Here is a 17,757-nt window from a genome sequence, read left to right on the forward strand (position 1 = left end):
AATCTTAATCATCGGTTAACTCTGTCAGGATTAGCATCTCAGCAGCTACAAGCTCGGTAACATCGGTGGCGGTATCATTGGCTGCAGGCAGTGACGCGAGCAATTCGGTGTCGAACTCACTTAATTGATACCCCAAGGCTTGATAGACCTCAGCAAAGGTTTGCGCATAGGTTGGGTTGGGCTTTATTCCAGCGCCATTAGTAAATAGTTGAAAGAGTTCGCGATAGGCTCGATACTCACCGCGTCGGGCGGCAAATAACAGTCGATCAACACCTTCTTGCAGCACGGCATAACCTAGTTTACCCGAGAGTAGGAGTTTACCGAGGTAATAGGAAGCCTCAGGATCAGGTAAAGCCTGCTCCAGATAACCTAAAGCTCTACTCGGATATTCCACCGTGCGACGCCCCTCCATAAATAATCGACCGAGAAAAACGAATGCTTGAGGGTGTTGCTCGCTTATGCGCTCAAGTCGCTGAGTTAATTCAGGTAGTTTGTAATGCACCTCGTTAGCCACAGCGTAGTTGGCATACGCCAGAAAAGCGGTATCCTCTGTTGCAATAGCCGTGCCTGCTGAGGTGAAGGCTAAACGTTGACTGCCGGCGCCAATATCGGCATTTTGAGCAGCAAATAGTCGCATTAAGCTGATGTTTTCCTCGACGTTGATCTCACCTTTTTGGAAGGCTCTATTGGCTTCTTCAGCGAGCGCTGAAAGTCGATCTGTTTGATGTTTTTTGGCAAACCGTAATTCACTACGCAAGCAATGATAACTCGCATCGATAGCATTAGAGCAGAGTTCTGCTAGCATCTCATACCAGGGAGCAACGTCATCCAATTCAGCCAAGATCCGAATTTTCTCGAGTGTGCTTGACTCCCCCTGCTGGTCGAGTAAAGCAAACACTTCTTGCACTGTCGCGTCAACATCTTGATCAGTTGCTGCTGCCAATCTAACCAACTGGTAGCCAACATCTCCATGCGTGCGCATGCGCTGCCACAACACGTCATTGGCTTGCTGGTGATAAGTGGGTTGGGTGCTGGCAAGGCGGGTTAGCCAATTGGCATAACGCTTACCATAGCTTGCAGCACTTGGGATCATCTGGATAAAAGCACTGTGCGCCGCCTCAATATTGGGAAACTGTCCGAGGCGACCATGATATTCTGCGAGCAATATTGTGGCGTCCAAGTAGCCTTTTTGGGACAAGGATTGTAATGCTTTTAGGGCTTGCTGATGGCGGGCAGGTGAATTGTCAGTGAGTTGAATGCGGGCAAGTTGAGTATCTTCCAGCACTTTGCAACCTTGGATTGAGAATAGCAAAATACTACCGATAGGCAGCATGTATCGACGCAGTCGCAGCATTGAGAATGAAGCTGAAACAGACCGTAATAATTCGCTCATCTGCATTCCTACTCTACCTTAAATTGGATAAGCGCGGCCGAACTATCGGACAGTGTGGCTCTGGCAATTGCGCCCTCTAGCACCTCTAGCTGTCCTCGAAATGCTCTGCTGCCATTATCTTCAAGTCGCAATTGACCAAGTAACAGTGAGTATGGCGCTTCACTAGTAATGGCACCACGCTGGTTGCCGATCATCAGTCCACCGATGACTTCACTAAGCGTGTTTGCTGCATTAGCTTTGGAAGCACTGACGTTACCACTGGCATAAATGAATACGCCACTGCCTTGATTGGCGAGTAGGATATTTTGATGTAGCTGGCTTGCGTGTGCTGAGCGCAAGCGAATACCGTGGCTGCCATTCTGATAGATCTGATTGCCAAACAGACGATTTTCATTGGCTTCATACAGCGCAATACCATCAGCTGCATTGTTAAAAACTTCATTGTAGGCAACTAGATTGCGCTCACTGGCCTGCTCCAGAACGATCCCTGCACCGCCATTGAGGGTTATTTGATTATCGCTCACCCTGCTCGCCGTGACAGATCCTGAGAGGAAAAGTCCATGGCGCTTTGCGTGTTGTATCGTGTTGTTGATTATCACAGCAGATGCGCTGGCTAAAACTTGGATCCCGTCGAATCTACTGTTGTTCACCTGCGTATTGTTAATCACACTAGCACTGACACCGGCAGCTTGAATACCAATGTATAGGTCCTCAAAGGTTGAGTTTTCAACCAATAGTCTTGGCGCTTTTGCCAATAGTTGTTGTTCATTCCCATTGAGCATGGCTAATGCTGCTGCAGTGGCTGGGCGGATGGTAAAACCGTAACTGGAGGTCTCATTAAACCCGAGCTGTCGAATGGTAGAGTTTGCGACGACTGTGGTGCTGCCGCCAAAGGCTACAATGAATGGTCGGAAGTCGTTCGCGTCGGATTTATTTTCGCTACCTTGGACAACAGCATCAGTTATCACCAAGCGGCCGCTGTTATGTAAAAAGCTACCACGCTGCGTCGATAGGGTAAGGACCTGCTTTTTACTAATAATTAATTCGGCACCGATATCAACAATGATAGGGAGCTCTGCGACAAAACTCTGCGCATCAATCTTTCGCAACCATGTTGGGTGCTGTTGATGCAGCTCTGCTAATGACATGCTGCCTTGATTGAGTACGATACCGAGTGGGATCTGGCCTTGCTGTTCGGCCATGCGGGTAAAGCTGGATGAGTATATGGTTTTTAATACATCCTTAGTTTCGCTAAGGCGTTTAACCTCAGAATTTCCTGCTATTGATGCAGCTGAGGAGACTGTTACATCGGCGCTGAGAGTGGGATTGTTGGTGATATCTCGATCCGGCAATTGATTGGCCCTGAGCGGCATTTCTACTGCTGTGACCTGCGCTAGCTGGGCGTTTACCGACGCTGAACTAGTTAGGACGATGAAGGCTAAAACAAGAATGGCTTTCATTACCAATACCAAAACTGAGCATCGAGGGTAATACGATAATCAGTCCCGCTGCGTAACATTGCGTCTCCCGGACTAAACGCGCCTGCGCGCAAGCGCAGCAAGTGCATGTTGTAAAAAGGGATCTGCGGAGTGTAGGTAAGGTTTACATCCAGGCTTTTGCCGACGTCTTTACTGTCAGAATGTGTCTCGATCTCACGCGTCAGAGAAAAAATATTCTCTTGGCTGTTGGTTTTCTGATAGTGACCCAGTAACACCACCGTTTCCCATTCTAGGTTAGGTCGATAACTGAAAAAGAGGCCGCTGTGCGAGAGGTTGGTTATATCCGCTCGTAGCGCCTCATTAAAACGAATGAGGCGTTGTCTGCCACCGAAATATTGGCCACGATTGGTATGTAATCCGCTTTGTACAAAGTTATTTGACTGTTCTGCAGTACCGCCACCAGAGCCACGAGTGTAAGTTAGCCCTACCGACCACTGAGCAAGATCATAGCGGATGCCTGCATCGATAGCGTCAGCGTCTATTTTGCTCGGCGTGGCAACATTATCTGCGTTAATAAGTGAAGTATCGCCGCGCTGAGAGATCCACTCTACTTTATAAGCCAGTGGACTCGGCCCCTGTCGCGTATGCCAATTGGACATGACTTTTACGCCGTACCAATTGACAGTTGCGTTTCTGCCTAGTGCCGTATCGATAAACCGCGTTTGCGTGAGGTCAGTGCTTTGACTTTGTCGCATGTAATGGAAGCCAATACTATGGTAAGCAATCCAGTCCCAGTCAAAACCAGCAAAGGTTCTGGTAACGTCTTCATTGACAGCGCTAAGCTCAGCATCAGTTCGATAGGTATCAAATTCTCTGCCGGTTGCTACCAACCAGTCCAACTGTGTGGTATCGGCTTGCCAGCTAATGGCTTCGATGTCAGCGTCCCACCAAAAGCCATCGGCGTCAGCCAAGCGCTGCAAGCCTATGGTTAAAAATTCGTCGGGGTAGGGGGTCAACCCAGAGTATCTAATATAGGCCTCGCGCACTTGTAAAAAATAAGAGTCATTGGAACCATCTTCACGCACTATATCGTTGGTTTGGTCACTTAAGAACGTATTGTCATTCGCGGCGAGGGCTCTAACGTCAGCAAACCAAGACCACTGCGTGTTGATTTGGTCGCGAATACCTAAACGTGCTTCTAGTAGCCAACTATCTTGGTCAATAGTGTTTAAGCTAGGGCGATTCGTAACGTCACGGGATGTTACTGCACCGCGTAACCAAGGTTCGAGTTCATAGCTATACGCGGTACCTGAAAAAGCCAAAGGCCCAGTCATTACCATCGCTGCGGCCAGACAGCTAGCAATGTCTCGATTGATGATGTTGTTCCGCAATTTTTTCATCTTACATAAACGCGTCTAGTTCGCCGATTTTCACAGTCACCGGCCGTTTCAGGTAGGACAGTGGAATGTGATCGTCTGGCACTATTGTCGCAAGAACACTGTGAACTTTGTGTTCTTCGGCGCGAATATTTTCGGGTACTTCTAATTTAGTAATGACAGAGCGCACCGGAGCCTTTTCCGGATCAAGATAGACGTAAACACTAGTGCCGACCGCAATATCAGCTAAATCTGCATGCTTGAAGCGTGCTAACACTACGGCTGATGTGGCTGCGTCGCCAAAGGTGGCAATGGTTTGACCTTGAGTGACATACTGACCATCGCGTACAGCAAGCTCTACGATTTCGCAATCACAGGGGCTCTTGACCGTGCTAGGGATGGTTTTATCGAGCAAATCTTGCAATGCTGATTGCTCCATTCCTGCTGCTGCAGCAATACTGCCGGTGTCCACCAACATTGGTGATTCAATTATTGCTAAAGGTTGATCTTTAACGACTTTCTGGCCGGGTTGAACTTGAATATAAATATTACCTTCGCGCTGGGCGGCAGCTATGCTCGTTTGCGCTGAAACTACAGCGGTATCTGCCTTAATGACAAAGAATGACTGATGGATGTTGAGTAACACATAAGCAAACGCAAGCAAACTGAGAAACACAAACATGCCGGTAAAAATCACCGCTTTTACCTTATCTGAGCCAGATAGGGCGCGATTTACATCGGTACGCTGTTTGGCGAAGTTTTCCCGCGATAGGGTAGTAAGAATATCGTTCACATTGGTGACTTCACCACTCAGGAACTTGGTGATGATGGTACGAATAGTAGAAATTTCTTCGCGGCCCAGTTCATGGAATTCGCAACCGTAGCGCGCGTCTTTTTCACCATACTTCGCGACGACTTGAAACTTTACATCCAAGCCAATTTCTAGACTATCAAACTTAAAGGTCAAAGTGCCTTTGGCAAAATCGCCCGCTGTAAAGCTGAGGTCGCCCGCTTGCACAGCAAATCCACTGGCGCTGATATCCAACAGTTCGAACTGGGACTTTGTGCCATCCTCGGCCACGATGGTTAATTTGCTCGGTATCTTAACCCGCGAATGTCGCCTTTGCGTTTCTGTTTCGTGAACCATGCTGTTTGGATCTGACTGATTACTCATGTTGATACCTTAAATCCCATTGCGTTATACCAGGCGTAAGATGAATGCAAAAAATAAGCAAAATGCGCCAAAGGTCATAAGTCGAGTTGAATAAACATTAAAGTGCTTCTGAAATGGATCGTCACTTTCTTTACTTTTGGTTTTTTGACGAGTCCAGCTTTGACGATCGAGTCTAAACGTCACATAGACCTTAACAAGAGCGCCATAAATCTGATTGAAATACAACAATGCTGGGTACATAGGGCCAACCTTGTGGCCTGAAAACATCAGCAAAAAGGTAACAAAGGTTCGTGTCATTGCAATCCACAGGAGATACATGACGAGGATTGAATAGTGGTATTTTAGACCGCCCACAATCGCAGCTGTCAGGCCAACCAAACTGGTCCACATTGAAATACGCTGATCCCAAAGAACGTAATAGGTCAAAACCCCTAAACGACGCAAACCCAAGCGTGTTGCACGGTAATTTTGCCGCAAAGAATTACCGGTCCAACGGAACATCAATTGCTTTGCTGCCCGGAAAAAGTTCTTATCGGGTGGGTGTTCCCAGGTGTGGATGCTGGCATCAGGGACGTAGTATGTGTCCCAGCCGCGACGCATTAATGAGTACCAGCTAGACTTATCATCACCGGTTAAGAACTTGAAAGTACCTAAACGCCAGTGATCCAGATGGTCGTTTTCAACATCATTGATAAAGTCAGTTTGGGTGACCACGGCGGCGCGGAACACCGACATACGGCCAGTCAAGGTTAATACTCGTTTCGCTAAACTCATACTGCACATGTTGACATGACGTTGAGCGAAACGCAGTTTGTGCCACTGACTCATCACATAGGAGCCAAGTACCTGACAGGTTTCATTCGTGGTTAATGCCCCTACATTAGGATACAGCGAGAAATAGGGAGCACTCTTCGCAATAACTCCGGGTTGCAGTTCAGTGTCGCCATCTATAACCGCAACCAGAGCAGTTTCATCGGGCAGGTCCTTAGCAATACAGCGGAAGCCATTAGCCAATCCGTCGCGTTTTCCGGTGCCAGCAATACGCACAACCTTAAGTTGCACGTGTGGGGGGGGACTGAACTGCTCCCATAAATTCAGGATCAAGAGCTCATCTGACATTTCAACAATAGAGGCCACGACGGTAGTAGGGTAACCGCACTCGACTGCTTCTTTGATAATCGCTGAATAGACCTTCGCGGTGGTCATTGAATCAATCCGAAAACTCGTGACCATCAAGTAGATGTGCGAGGGGGGGCGATCGGCAATGGCTTTCAATGCACGTTTACGCTGACCGGGGAACACTAAGTACATGAAAATCATGCCGCGCACAAAGTGCATGATCCCAACCCCATAGCGCCAAATTCCCAAGGCTCCAATAATAAAAATAAAGTTGGGGTGGTCAGCGACAAAGGTGCCGGGGGGCACTGCAAGCACTAAAATGCCAACAACAGTAAACCATAGTACCCAGCCAACGGGGGTATAAACCGCAGGTAAAAGTTGCGCTTTACCAACAGATGCCATGCAGATTTCCTTGACTGGTTGAGCTCATTAGCCCGGCCAAATCGAGCAGCTCTTTATCTGCTGGCAGCGTAGCAACCACAGATTTAAATTCAGGCTCGGGATTACCGATAATGATTAAATCGGCAAATTCAATCACTTCTTGCATGTTCTTGCTTAACAGGCGCAGTAAGTAGGGGAATGGAATGTATTTGGAAAAATCTTGAGTTTCACTCTGTAAGGCTAAACTGGCGTTCAAGTTTGCATCATAAATCTGTAAATCATAGCCTTTGCCGGTCAGGATACTGGCGAGCTCTACCAATGGACTCTCACGCAAATCATCCGTGCCAGCTTTGAAACTTAATCCTAATAAGCCAACCTTCAATTTACCAATTTTTTCGATTTGGCTGACGGCTTTGTAAATGTGCTTGCGGTTACTTTCTAGTACGGCATGGAGCAAGGGTAATTGAATATGACGACCGCGAGCTTCGTGGTCGAGGGCCCTTAAGTCCTTGGGTAAACAAGACCCACCGAAAGCAAATCCGGGCTTCATATAATAAGGAGAAATGTTGAGAATATGATCCTTACAAAGCACGTCCATCACTTGTCGACCATCAACGCCATAGGCTTTGGCAAAGCTACCAATTTCATTCGCAAAAGCAACTTTAGTGGCGTGCCATGCGTTGCAACTATATTTCACCATTTCGGCTGATTCTATAGGTAATTGCACAATCTCCCCTGGGGTATTGGCATACAGCTTCAACAACGTCTCCGCAGAACGCTCATCTAGCGCTCCGATTACGGTCATCGGAGGATTTTTGTAGTCCTGAATAGCGGAGCCTTCACGCAAGAATTCTGGATTTGAGGCGATACCAAAATCTTTGCCGGCGACCAACCCTGAGGCCGCTTCCAAAGCAGGTTTAACCACATCTGAAACCGTTCCAGGAATAACCGTACTGCGGATCACCACCACATGATAGCTGCCCTTGGCTTTTATCGCCGCTCCAAGGTCATGACATGCCTGTTGAATATATTTGAGATCCAGACCCCCCTGTTTGTCGGAAGGCGTGCCAACACAAACAAAAGAAATGTCGGTCGCAAGCACCGCGTCTTGAATATCGGTTGTTACCGTTAGGTTGCCTGATTGGTTGACGGCATTGTCTAACAGCTGAGCAAGATCTTTTTCGACAATGGGTGCTTGACCTTGTGCAATCAGCGCAAGCTTCGCAGAATCAGTGTCTACACCGACTACCTTGTGACCATCATTAGCCTGGCAGGTTGCTGAAACTAAGCCAACATAACCCATGCCAATAACACTTATCTTTATCATGGTGTCTGCGTTCTCTTTTTTCTCATAGTATTCATGGAATTAGAGTTTGAGTAAAGAGACAACAAAAAAAAAGGAAGCCATTTGGCTTCCTTCATAATTACGCGTTGATTACCGCTCTATGGTGCGTAGCATCTCGCCAGCGGTTGAGCGCTAACATACCGACCAAAAGCAGTATCAAAATCAAGGTACTAGGCTCTGGAACCTTAATGCTAGTAAATGACTTAACTTGCTTGGTGAGGCGGTCATCACGATCCGAAAACGAAATAAAGTTCGCATGATTTGGCGCTGCACCGGAAACCACAAATTTCATGGCTAGCTCGCTAGTGGCAAAAATTGCTTCAGTAATACTACTGAGGAGTTTACCGTCATTCGAGAAAAACCAACCAACGCCTGTATGATCTGTGGTAAAACCTGAGGTGTTAGACGTTTCTACCTGACCGAGACCAAACCGATTAAAAGAAACCGTTTCAACGTCCGAAAAGTTACCAAAATAGTAGTCATTCACGAATAAAAAGTTTTTGTTAGCGTGAAAGCCTAACTCTAGAGATTGTGTATCGTCTTGATAAAGGTCGTTATCACCGTCCCACATGGTCAAACGGATCCCCATTTGAGCAATACCGCCACCAAGCGCCTTCAGCATGTCATCATTAAATGACAATTTACCGATGGTGGTATCAGCGTACCCATTTAAGTCTGTGATCAAACCCACATGCGCCAAGTTACCCTCACCGATGAAGCTTGTTACTCGATTGTTATTGTGCCCAATCATATCGATAACGGCACCACCAAAGTCTGGTATACGGTAATCGATTTGACCATATGAGGTGGGGGACGTCAGCAGCAAGTTTGCTTGTGCTGAAGAACACAACAGTAAAAAAGCACCAGCAACTAATTTGTACATTCTAAAACAGCCTACTACTCTATTAATGCATGAATTATATCGACTGACTGCCAGATAAGCCTATGGCATTTTCCGCCAATCTTATGTTTTCCCGTATGTTTTTTTATACACAAGTATACCCAAGGTCAACCTAATTCGACCGATTAAAGTACATATCTCGCCATTCATGGTTGTCCACCTGCTGAGTCGTAAACGGAGTCAGCCTAAATCCGGTCACTGTATTATTGATATTCACAGAAAAGTGGATAAACGCATCACTTGCCGCATTCTGATTGTCCCATTCAATTACCCATGTATGGTCATTAAACGGCACCAGACGACCTATCAACATTGGCATTTTATCAGATTGGATACGCAATGTACCATTATCGGAGATGATTTCCATGGCACCAAACCACTGATCAACAAACGTGCCCGTATAAGCCAAGGGATCCAGATTGACTTGCTTAGTTCCATTCGGTTCTGTGTGTTTGGCAAGGTACTCTTGCTCACGCTCTGCCTGATAGTTTTGGTATAAGGTAACCCAATCCTTTTGCTCAGTCGGCAATAAGAAATGTCGCAGTATACTTTGCATGACGGCGGAGCGAGCACCATAATTGGAACCATTATTTAAAATCACCACCCCAACATCCTGCTCTGGAATGAGTGCAACAAATGCCTGGTACCCCGATAGCGTGCCAGTGTGTGACACAATTTTTGTATTGTTAAGGTGACTGATGCGCCAACCCATGGCGTAAGCTTTTAGCACCATGCCATCCCATTCTTGCTCAAACTCACTGATCCCGAGCAAAGTATTGGGTGACCACATTGCTTGTAGTTGCTGCACCGAGAATGGAAGTTTAGATGTATGCCTGACGTCTTGCTCTGATCCGTTGGCGCGGGCGTCCGATAATAATGCCATGACCCATTTACTCATTTCGGCAGTATTACATACCAAACCACCCGCAGCAGCTGATGCAAGTCCCTTTTCGTGAATCGCATTGCGTGGAATTAGGTGGATCCCAGTATCTTCATTAAATCCATACGGCAATGCTACGTTTCTTAATGCGGACTTTGGTATGTCACCAGCAAAACAGGCCATTTGTAATGGCGCAAAGAGTTGTTCATCAACAAACTCACTCCAATCTTGTCCGGCGATACGCGCTACTATTTGGCCAGCTGTGATGTACATAACGTTACTGTAGGCATAGCGGCTACGGAAACTCGACTGCGGCGTCAAGTAACGCAGATTATGTACAATCTCAGCTCGACTAAAACCCGCAGGCTCTGGCCACAGCATACTGTCACCAGCACCGCCACCTAAACCACTGCGGTGTGACAGGAGATCGCGGACAGTCATTTCCCGCGTAACATAGGGGTCGAACATGCGAAACTCTGGCAAGTGATCGATGACCCTATCATCCCAATCCAGTTGTTCCCGGTCGACTAAAATCGCGAGCGAGGCTGCAGTAAATGCTTTGCTAGTGGAAGCAATACGAAAGTAGGTCTGCGGGGTAACCGGCAAATCTTTATTCAGGTCACGCTTGCCATAGCCTTTTTGCAGGAGCACGCTATCGCTGGCAACGATGGCTACCGACATTCCCGGTGTATTGAACGTTTTAAGCGCGGTCGGAACTACCTTATCTAACTGTTCCTCTAGTTGGTTTGCCAATAATTCTGTAGCACCTGTCAAAGTGGCCAAAAACAAAGGTACACGAATTATTAGGGCGACCCAACGTACGAAGGAATTCTCCGATTTGTCATTTATCTTATGCACTTAATGCGCTCCACTGGCGTCCCAACGTGGCACTCACTGTAGCATGGTTAGCTCGGTATTGACGAGTGACCTAGAGGCCTGTTAAACCAGCCCAATGGCTACCGCAATTACCACAGTTGCTGCCGCACAACCCCCTAATAACATGGCAAGCGGCCATACAAAGCGGATCCAGACAGACCAATCAAGACGGGCTACACCCAAACAACCTATCAATGACGCTGAGGTTGGAATAATAATATTGGTGAGGCCATCGCCCAATTGAAAAGCAAGCACCGCCACTTGCCGCGACACGCCAACTAAGTCAGCGAGTGGTGCCATTAATGGCATAGTGATCGCAGCTTGACCGGAGCCAGAGGCGACAAAAAAGTTAAACACGGATTGGAATAACAACATGAACAGCGCGCTCGCCGTTGCGCCGAATTCACCGATACTGTTACTGGCGTGGTAGAGCAAGGTATTTAATACCGACGGTTGGCTAACATCGTCCCCGCCTAAAATCAGTACGATTCCTTTTGCCATACCGACAATTAGAGCGGCCGGGAGTAGATCCTTAGCCCCTTGCTGAAAAGCCTCTGACGCCTGATTAAGCGAAAGTCTGCCAAAAATTTTGGCCAATCCAGCAATAGCAATGCCGAGGGCAAAAAACTGGCTAGCAATCTCAGGAATGTAATACTGATGCGCTGTTACGCCCCAAATTACCCAAGCGATACCAGCAAAAAAAGTGAGTAGGATAGTGGTGTCAGCAAAACTATAGCTTGCGTTAATTTCTGCTTGTTGTTGGCGAAAGTGGTTATCACTGGAATGGCTGAGTGAGCGCTCTGGTGAGCGCTTGATTGAACGGGCATAGTGCCAGGTAAATAATAATCCTACGCTAGTAAATACCACCCAAGCAGCCATACGGAATCCTTGGCCAGACATTAGGGGGACATCGGCTATACCTTGTGCGATAGCCACCGAAAAGGGGTTCATCCAACTCGTGGCAAAACCGATTTGCGTAGCGACGTACGTGATCAACACTGCTGTAATACTGTCGTATCCTAAGGCAATAACCAATGGCACTAAAACAATACAAAAAGCAATGGCTTCTTCACCCATACCGAAGATGGCACCGCCTAACGAAAATAGGATGAATAATAGCGGTAAGATCACATTGTCGGCGCGTTGAAAGCGCGCAATTAAAGCCAGCACACCATTATTAATTGCACCAGAGGCCATAATAATGCCGAAGGCACCACCGACAATCAGAATAAACGCAACGACACCAACAGCAGACCCCCACTTATCCCCAGAAACTAATCCTTCAAAGGCATAATTAAGCATGCCCATGTCGCCACCATCTGCGAACAGCTGGATTCCAGCACTAGCCGATTCAGCATATTGAAAACTGCTTTGATCGATTTGAACTTTGGTGGTGACCTCACCATTGCTCAAGACCTCAACCGTCTCAGGTGTGAACGCGCCGGGCGTCACTATATAAGACAGTGCGCTGGCAATAACGATGACAAAGAACAGAATGACAAAGGCATCCGGCATTTTTTGAGGTGTTGTTTTTACATGCATAGTGTTCGTCCACCGCTGTTGAAATTTAAGTATTGATGAGGACAGAAGGCAGGGTCAAGTAACAATCTGTTAAGGAAATAAAATATGCTCAGGGCTGACGTTTAGCGTCAGCCCTGGCCTAATGTAAATGACTCAATCAGAATCGATAGTCGAGCGTTAAGGTGTACTGCGTGCCATACGGATTACTGTTATAACTGTCGTAACCGCGTGATGAACCGTAGACTAACGGCGGATCACGATCAAACAAGTTATCGATGGCTAAACGCAATGTTGCCTGCTCAAAGTGATAACCCGCGCTTAAGCTCACCGTTGTCCAAGAAGCTACGTCACGCTCTTCGTTTTCATCCAGTTCGCCTAGGTCAAGCAGTTCATCGATGTTGCGACCGCGCAATCGGGCAATGTCATCTGCATAGCCTGCCGTATAAAACACATAAGCACCGGCATACCAATCGTCAGCGACCCAGAATATCTCCGCGCTGGCAATATTTTCTGGATATCTAAAGGAGCCGATAAGTTCCTCGATTTCATCTGAGCCTGGCTTATTGCGTTCGTAACTAAGGTAATGTGTAGCGCGCAGCCCTAGCTCTAAGTCACCACTACTGAATTTAGCCGCATGGAATAGATCAATATCAATTCCGCCGAGTTCTTGTGTGCCGGTATTATCGAGGAGTAACACATGATCACGGAAAAGCGGTAATTCATTAAAACGTGGCTGATCAAAGTCTATCCAAGCGGCAAGAATTTCGTTGAGGTTTGCGCCGTCCTCTTCAATGGTTAAGCCATTTTCGTCCGTGACTAAACAAAGGTCCTCTTCGTAGGAAATCCCGATCTCGCCCTCTGGAACCAAGCCACAATGGCGTAAACTTGCGTCATTAATTGCTGCCGCTAACACTCCCGTCATATTGGTATCGACTAAATCTTCGTGCTTAAAGTGCCAATAATCGACTTTGACATCAGTATGCTTGGTTGGACTCCAGACGAATCCAGCGGTAAAGCTTTCAGATTCTTCGGCGCGCAGCGCGGGATTACCCAACTCCAGTACATTATTACCGCGAATACTGCCGTCACCTTCACAGTAAAGGTCAGCGACTGCTTGATTCGCTGAACAATCGAATGAGGCTCGGGTAGTGCGCAGCTTTACTCCCGCTTGCGTCAGTGAAGGTGCGCGGAATGCGGTAGACCATGAGCCGCGCAGGATAAGTTCTTCAGCGGGGCGGAAGGTAACACCCACCTTGGGATTAAATGTACTGCCAAAATCGTCGTAATCATCAAAGCGCCCAGCCAGACTAACCTCAACCTGATCGGTCACAGGCACAAACATTTCAGCAAAGACACCATACTGGCTGCGGTCCGCCTCGGATAAGCTGGAACCAAAACCAAATACATCAACCAAGTATTCGTTTTCGAAGCGTGCTCTGGACTCAAGCGAGGGCACATCGGTAATTTCTTCGCGTCTCACTTCCGCTCCCACGGCGGCGCTGACGGTGCGCTGACCCCAATTAAACAGATCTCCGCTAGCTCTAACATCCCAGCTATACACCGTGCTTTCGCCTTGGCGAGTCGGTTGCACCTGAGTTTGCGCTAAAATGGCATCATTCGCAGCATCGCCACTTAAAAACGGATTGTACATCCCCAGCAGGTTGCCACCGCTACAGCTTAAAGTATCTGTGTCAGCAGAATAGTTGGCGATGGTGCCATTTGAGCATAGCTCACCGTCTACAGCGGCTGTGAAAAGGTAGCGATTATAAATGCCCGCCACGGCTTTTTGATCGGATTCTGACTTAGATAAAACCACTGCTGATTCCCAATCCCAATCGCCGATGTAACCCGACAACGCTGAGACTAACCGCCAGGCATTGGTTTCAACCTCTACCGTGCGGGGCGCAGAGAAACGAGCATCATAGCGGAAGCCATAACGTTCTTGACCCGCTTGGGTATCGAAAGGGTCGATATATAGGTTATCAAACAGCGCATCTTGGGTTGCTTGATCAAATATATACAATGCCGACTCATCCACCCACGGGCCCTCGCGGTCATCAATTTGATTAATTGGCGCTGGCGTCGAATAGGAGGTCGAGTCACTGTAGGAATAGAAAAAATCTGTTTTCCATGTGAGTTCACCGATGTCTTGCGTGTAGGTGAAGCCGGTTGACAGTGTAGTCAACGGTGTTTCTAAATAGTCATCTTGATTCGTATAGTACGCACAAATTTGTTCACCAAACTCAGTGGTAACTAGCTCAGTAGCACAATTGGGTGCGCCAATTTCATTGCCATCGCGGGATGAGAAAAAATAGATATTCGGTGTATCTTTGGGTAAGTATGAGTAGTTACTCTGCAGGGTTGGCTCGCGCGTGAGTGCGCGGTCAGTGGCTCTGCTGGCTTGCCGATCATAATAATCGGCAAACACGGTGAGATTACCATCGCCGATGGCGGTGCCCCATAAAACTTGCAGGTTAATTCTGCCGTCATCGGGCGAATCTAGACTGTTTTCATAGCTGGCCGATAGTTCGGTGCCGACGTAATCGTCTTTTAAAATGTAGTTAATTACTCCTGCTACAGCATCAGCTCCGTAGGTAGCACTGGCACCATTGGCGAGAATTTCAACGCTCTCTAGTGCGGAGGCTGGAATACTGTTGATATCCACAAAGTTTTCAGTACCACTGGCGAAGGAACTAGCGGCGATGCGCCGACCATTGACCAGAGTTAATGTCGCTGATGGACCAATCCCGCGCAATGAAGCAGCGGCTTGTCCGGGCGGAGTTGAGGTTGAAGTAGCGCCGCTCTCACTGGTGGTAAAGCTGCCGAGGCCACCGCGCGTTTGGTTGACGATACGCATTAGATCCGCGATGGTATTGGCACCCGTTTTGGCGATGTCTTCCGCGCTGAGCACCGTTAATGGTTGCGCACCTGCGACATCGACGCCTTTGATGAGCGTACCGGTAACATTGATGACTTCAACATCTTGCTCGGTGGATGAATTGTTGTCTTGCGCATTAATAGGCAAGGCAATAGCGGTTAAAACTGCACATATTGCAGTAGCAATAGGATTTTTTTTCATTGTTCTACTTCCCTAAACGTCCGAGCAAAGGCCGGATGCGGATTCAATCAAATAGTATTTTTCTGGCGCGCGGGTATGCGCAGCAACACAGTGAACGTTGCGTTAGGGAAGGGTGGCTATTCGTCGAACCACTCTGAAAGGTAGTAGCTTTGATAGTGATAGCTACTCAATGATATTGCTTTTTTTAACATTGCTTATCGATTCTTTATTCAACTCACATGCATGAAAAGTTATGCAAAATGCCCTTGAATTGGACGCTTAAAAATCCGTCGCTTTTCCATTGACATTAATTATTTGTTAACACTAGGGTAAAAAAAAGTCAACGAATTAGCACAAGGCTATTAACGCTTAATATGAATCAATTTCAGCTTTCAAGTCATCATCTCTTTGGCAGAAAAAAGTTTTTACTCAACCTACATAAAACCTTAATAGTTATTTCATTTTCAATGGGTTGTGTATTTTTTGCGGCAGCTAGCGAGGACCCGTTTGATTTGCTTTTGGCGGGTGGTTCGCTCACAACATGTTCAAGTTTTGCACCGCAAAATTGTCGCCTAAACAATTTTACTGAGCAGGATAAACAGCAAAATTTGTACGGGTTTTCTCTGGCCGCGGCGACAAGATTTTTGCAACAAGCGCAATTTCATACTGATTATCAGGGGCTTTTTGAGCAAGTTCATGCAATTTTGCTGAAAGGATATGCAAAAAATGCGGCGCGTTCGTTAACTCGACGTCAGTTTTTAGATGCATTAATAAGCATGGGTTTATCCGACGATTCTGTCAGCGATTTGCCCGATCCTATTTATTTTGCTTTGCTCGATACACATGAAAAAGAACAGCGCACTGCCGATGGTAAGCGTAAACAAGAACGAGCGAATGTACTAAATAATACCAATGTGAGTAGCATCGCGGTATATCAAGCCTTTGTTGATCAAGCAAAGTTGCGCGTAAAGGATGCCAACAGTCCGCGGATCGCGGTGATCACCGCGTCGTCTCGCGACCCCTATGAATCTGCTGACTTTTATCTTTCGGCGTTTAGTTCTTTAGGGGCTGATGTAGTGTGGTTACCATTGGATGCTGCCTATCAACATGCGCGTTGGTTGCATTCCAATGGTGTCGATGGATGCGCACAATTAACCGCGTTGCGTGCTAAGTATAATCAATTTGATCGAGAACGCATTTACCCATTGCGCACTACGATGCAAGTGCAATATTGCCAACAACCCGAATTGGTGAATGATTTATTGAGTCAGGTTCATGGAATATTTTTTAACGGCGGTGACCAATCCAAGACGCTAGCTGCAATGTTGACTCCCGATGGTGAACCAAGTGCCACACTTAAAATTATTCAACAGCGATTGACTGATAAAGAGCTAATTGTTGGTGGCACCAGTGCCGGCACGGCTGTACAGGCTGGTGGGTTTCGGTTCCAGCGTCCGGTTCCAATGCTGAGCAATGGCCATAGCCGACAGGCGTTAGTGCGTGGCGCTATGCCATTACCAGCACCTAGTCAGCGTTGCTCAGGCACCTGTGTGGAGCAATTATACAGTGATGATCTCACTTATCGTCCATTGGGAGGGTTAGGATTATTTACCTTGGGCTTGGTCGATACGCATTTTTCAGAGCGCGACAGAGAAGCACGCTTGTTAGCATTTGCGGATGCGAGCGGTCAGCGCTTTGCCTTCGGTGTGGACGAGACCACCGCGCTAACGGTTAATTATCAGTCAAACCAGATTACACTCGGAGTCGTTGGCGAAAATGGTGTGTTTGTGATTGATCGCGCCGGCAGTCAAAGCTATGCAAGCATCGCCACTGACTTTACCTTGCAGCAGCGCCAGCTCTCGGCGATAACCCATTATTTAGTGCCAGGTATGCGCTTGCAATACAGTGATAAAGAAAACGAGCTTAACTTGCAAACAACAATCCCACCGCTTGATGACCGTCTACGATTGAAGCCCCAAGCCCATGGTGTATGGCGTAATCAGATGCGCGAGTGGTGTGGCAGTCAAAAGCGCCTATCCTGGCAACAGCCCGGCTATCAGGTAAATATTCAAGCGAGTGAAGCAACGCGCTTTTACGTGTCTGAGCAAAAAGAAGACAAGCAGTGTGGGTATTTTGGCTTACCGGCAGTCTTGACCAGCAGTTAAAGGCAGCTTCTTGCCAGTGTTCCTCAAGTAATCGAGGACTTTCTGAAAACAACTAGCGGAGCTGTAACGTCTTTTAACTTCCTATTAGTGGTATTAGCGGATCGTTGCAGCGCTCAATTTCAACAATAA

At 47.3% G+C, this 17,757-nt stretch carries 11 protein-coding genes; 1 reads left to right on the forward strand and 10 read right to left on the reverse strand.

Going from position 1 to position 17,757, the window contains the following annotated elements:
* Nucleotides 1–4 precede the first annotated feature (4 nt).
* The 10 genes from AC121Z_RS04095 to AC121Z_RS04140 all read right to left on the reverse strand — a co-directional run bounded on the left by AC121Z_RS04095 (nucleotide 5) and on the right by AC121Z_RS04140 (nucleotide 15,484).
* Nucleotides 5–1,393, reverse strand: a complete 1,389-nt coding sequence (locus AC121Z_RS04095) for a hypothetical protein (RefSeq protein ID WP_498126899.1) — start codon at nucleotides 1,391–1,393, stop codon at nucleotides 5–7.
* A gap of 8 nt (nucleotides 1,394–1,401) precedes the next feature.
* Nucleotides 1,402–2,853 carry a right-handed parallel beta-helix repeat-containing protein gene (locus AC121Z_RS04100; protein WP_498126900.1) on the reverse strand — a complete coding sequence of 484 codons (1,452 nt, stop codon included), beginning with the start codon at nucleotides 2,851–2,853 and terminating at the stop codon, nucleotides 1,402–1,404.
* The gene (locus AC121Z_RS04105) at nucleotides 2,853–4,232 is read right to left on the reverse strand and encodes an alginate export family protein (RefSeq protein WP_498126902.1); all 1,380 of its coding nucleotides are present in this window, start codon (nucleotides 4,230–4,232) and stop codon (nucleotides 2,853–2,855) included. The genes AC121Z_RS04100 and AC121Z_RS04105 overlap by 1 nt, the downstream gene beginning before the upstream one ends.
* Before the next feature lies 1 nt (nucleotide 4,233).
* Nucleotides 4,234–5,382 (reverse strand): PilZ domain-containing protein, encoded by a 1,149-nt coding sequence (locus AC121Z_RS04110; RefSeq protein ID WP_498126904.1) that lies wholly within the window; start codon nucleotides 5,380–5,382, stop codon nucleotides 4,234–4,236.
* A gap of 24 nt (nucleotides 5,383–5,406) precedes the next feature.
* Nucleotides 5,407–6,903, reverse strand: coding sequence for a glycosyltransferase family 2 protein (locus tag AC121Z_RS04115; RefSeq protein ID WP_498126905.1), 1,497 nt, complete (start codon nucleotides 6,901–6,903; stop codon nucleotides 5,407–5,409).
* Nucleotides 6,887–8,209, reverse strand: a complete 1,323-nt coding sequence (locus tag AC121Z_RS04120) for a nucleotide sugar dehydrogenase (protein WP_498126907.1) — start codon at nucleotides 8,207–8,209, stop codon at nucleotides 6,887–6,889. Before AC121Z_RS04120 ends, AC121Z_RS04115 begins: the two co-directional genes overlap by 17 nt.
* A gap of 97 nt (nucleotides 8,210–8,306) precedes the next feature.
* Nucleotides 8,307–9,110 carry a PEP-CTERM sorting domain-containing protein gene (locus AC121Z_RS04125; RefSeq protein ID WP_498126908.1) on the reverse strand — a complete coding sequence of 268 codons (804 nt, stop codon included), beginning with the start codon at nucleotides 9,108–9,110 and terminating at the stop codon, nucleotides 8,307–8,309.
* Nucleotides 9,111–9,240: 130 nt separating this feature from the next.
* On the reverse strand, nucleotides 9,241–10,866 hold the full coding sequence (locus AC121Z_RS04130) for a serine hydrolase (RefSeq protein ID WP_498126910.1): 1,626 nt from the start codon (nucleotides 10,864–10,866) through the stop codon (nucleotides 9,241–9,243).
* A gap of 81 nt (nucleotides 10,867–10,947) precedes the next feature.
* On the reverse strand, nucleotides 10,948–12,426 hold the full coding sequence (gene yfcC, locus AC121Z_RS04135) for a putative basic amino acid antiporter YfcC (protein WP_498126912.1): 1,479 nt from the start codon (nucleotides 12,424–12,426) through the stop codon (nucleotides 10,948–10,950).
* Between the two features lie 136 nt (nucleotides 12,427–12,562).
* A complete protein-coding gene (locus AC121Z_RS04140; protein WP_498126913.1) occupies nucleotides 12,563–15,484 on the reverse strand; it encodes a TonB-dependent receptor domain-containing protein in 2,922 nt (973 codons plus the stop codon).
* Between the two features lie 353 nt (nucleotides 15,485–15,837).
* On the opposite strand from AC121Z_RS04140, the gene AC121Z_RS04145 reads away from it, so the two are divergent.
* Nucleotides 15,838–17,628 carry a cyanophycinase gene (locus tag AC121Z_RS04145; protein ID WP_498126915.1) on the forward strand — a complete coding sequence of 597 codons (1,791 nt, stop codon included), beginning with the start codon at nucleotides 15,838–15,840 and terminating at the stop codon, nucleotides 17,626–17,628.
* The last annotated feature ends 129 nt before the right edge of the window (nucleotides 17,629–17,757 follow it).

This window comes from Alteromonas sp. DYW1 (assembly GCF_059752595.1).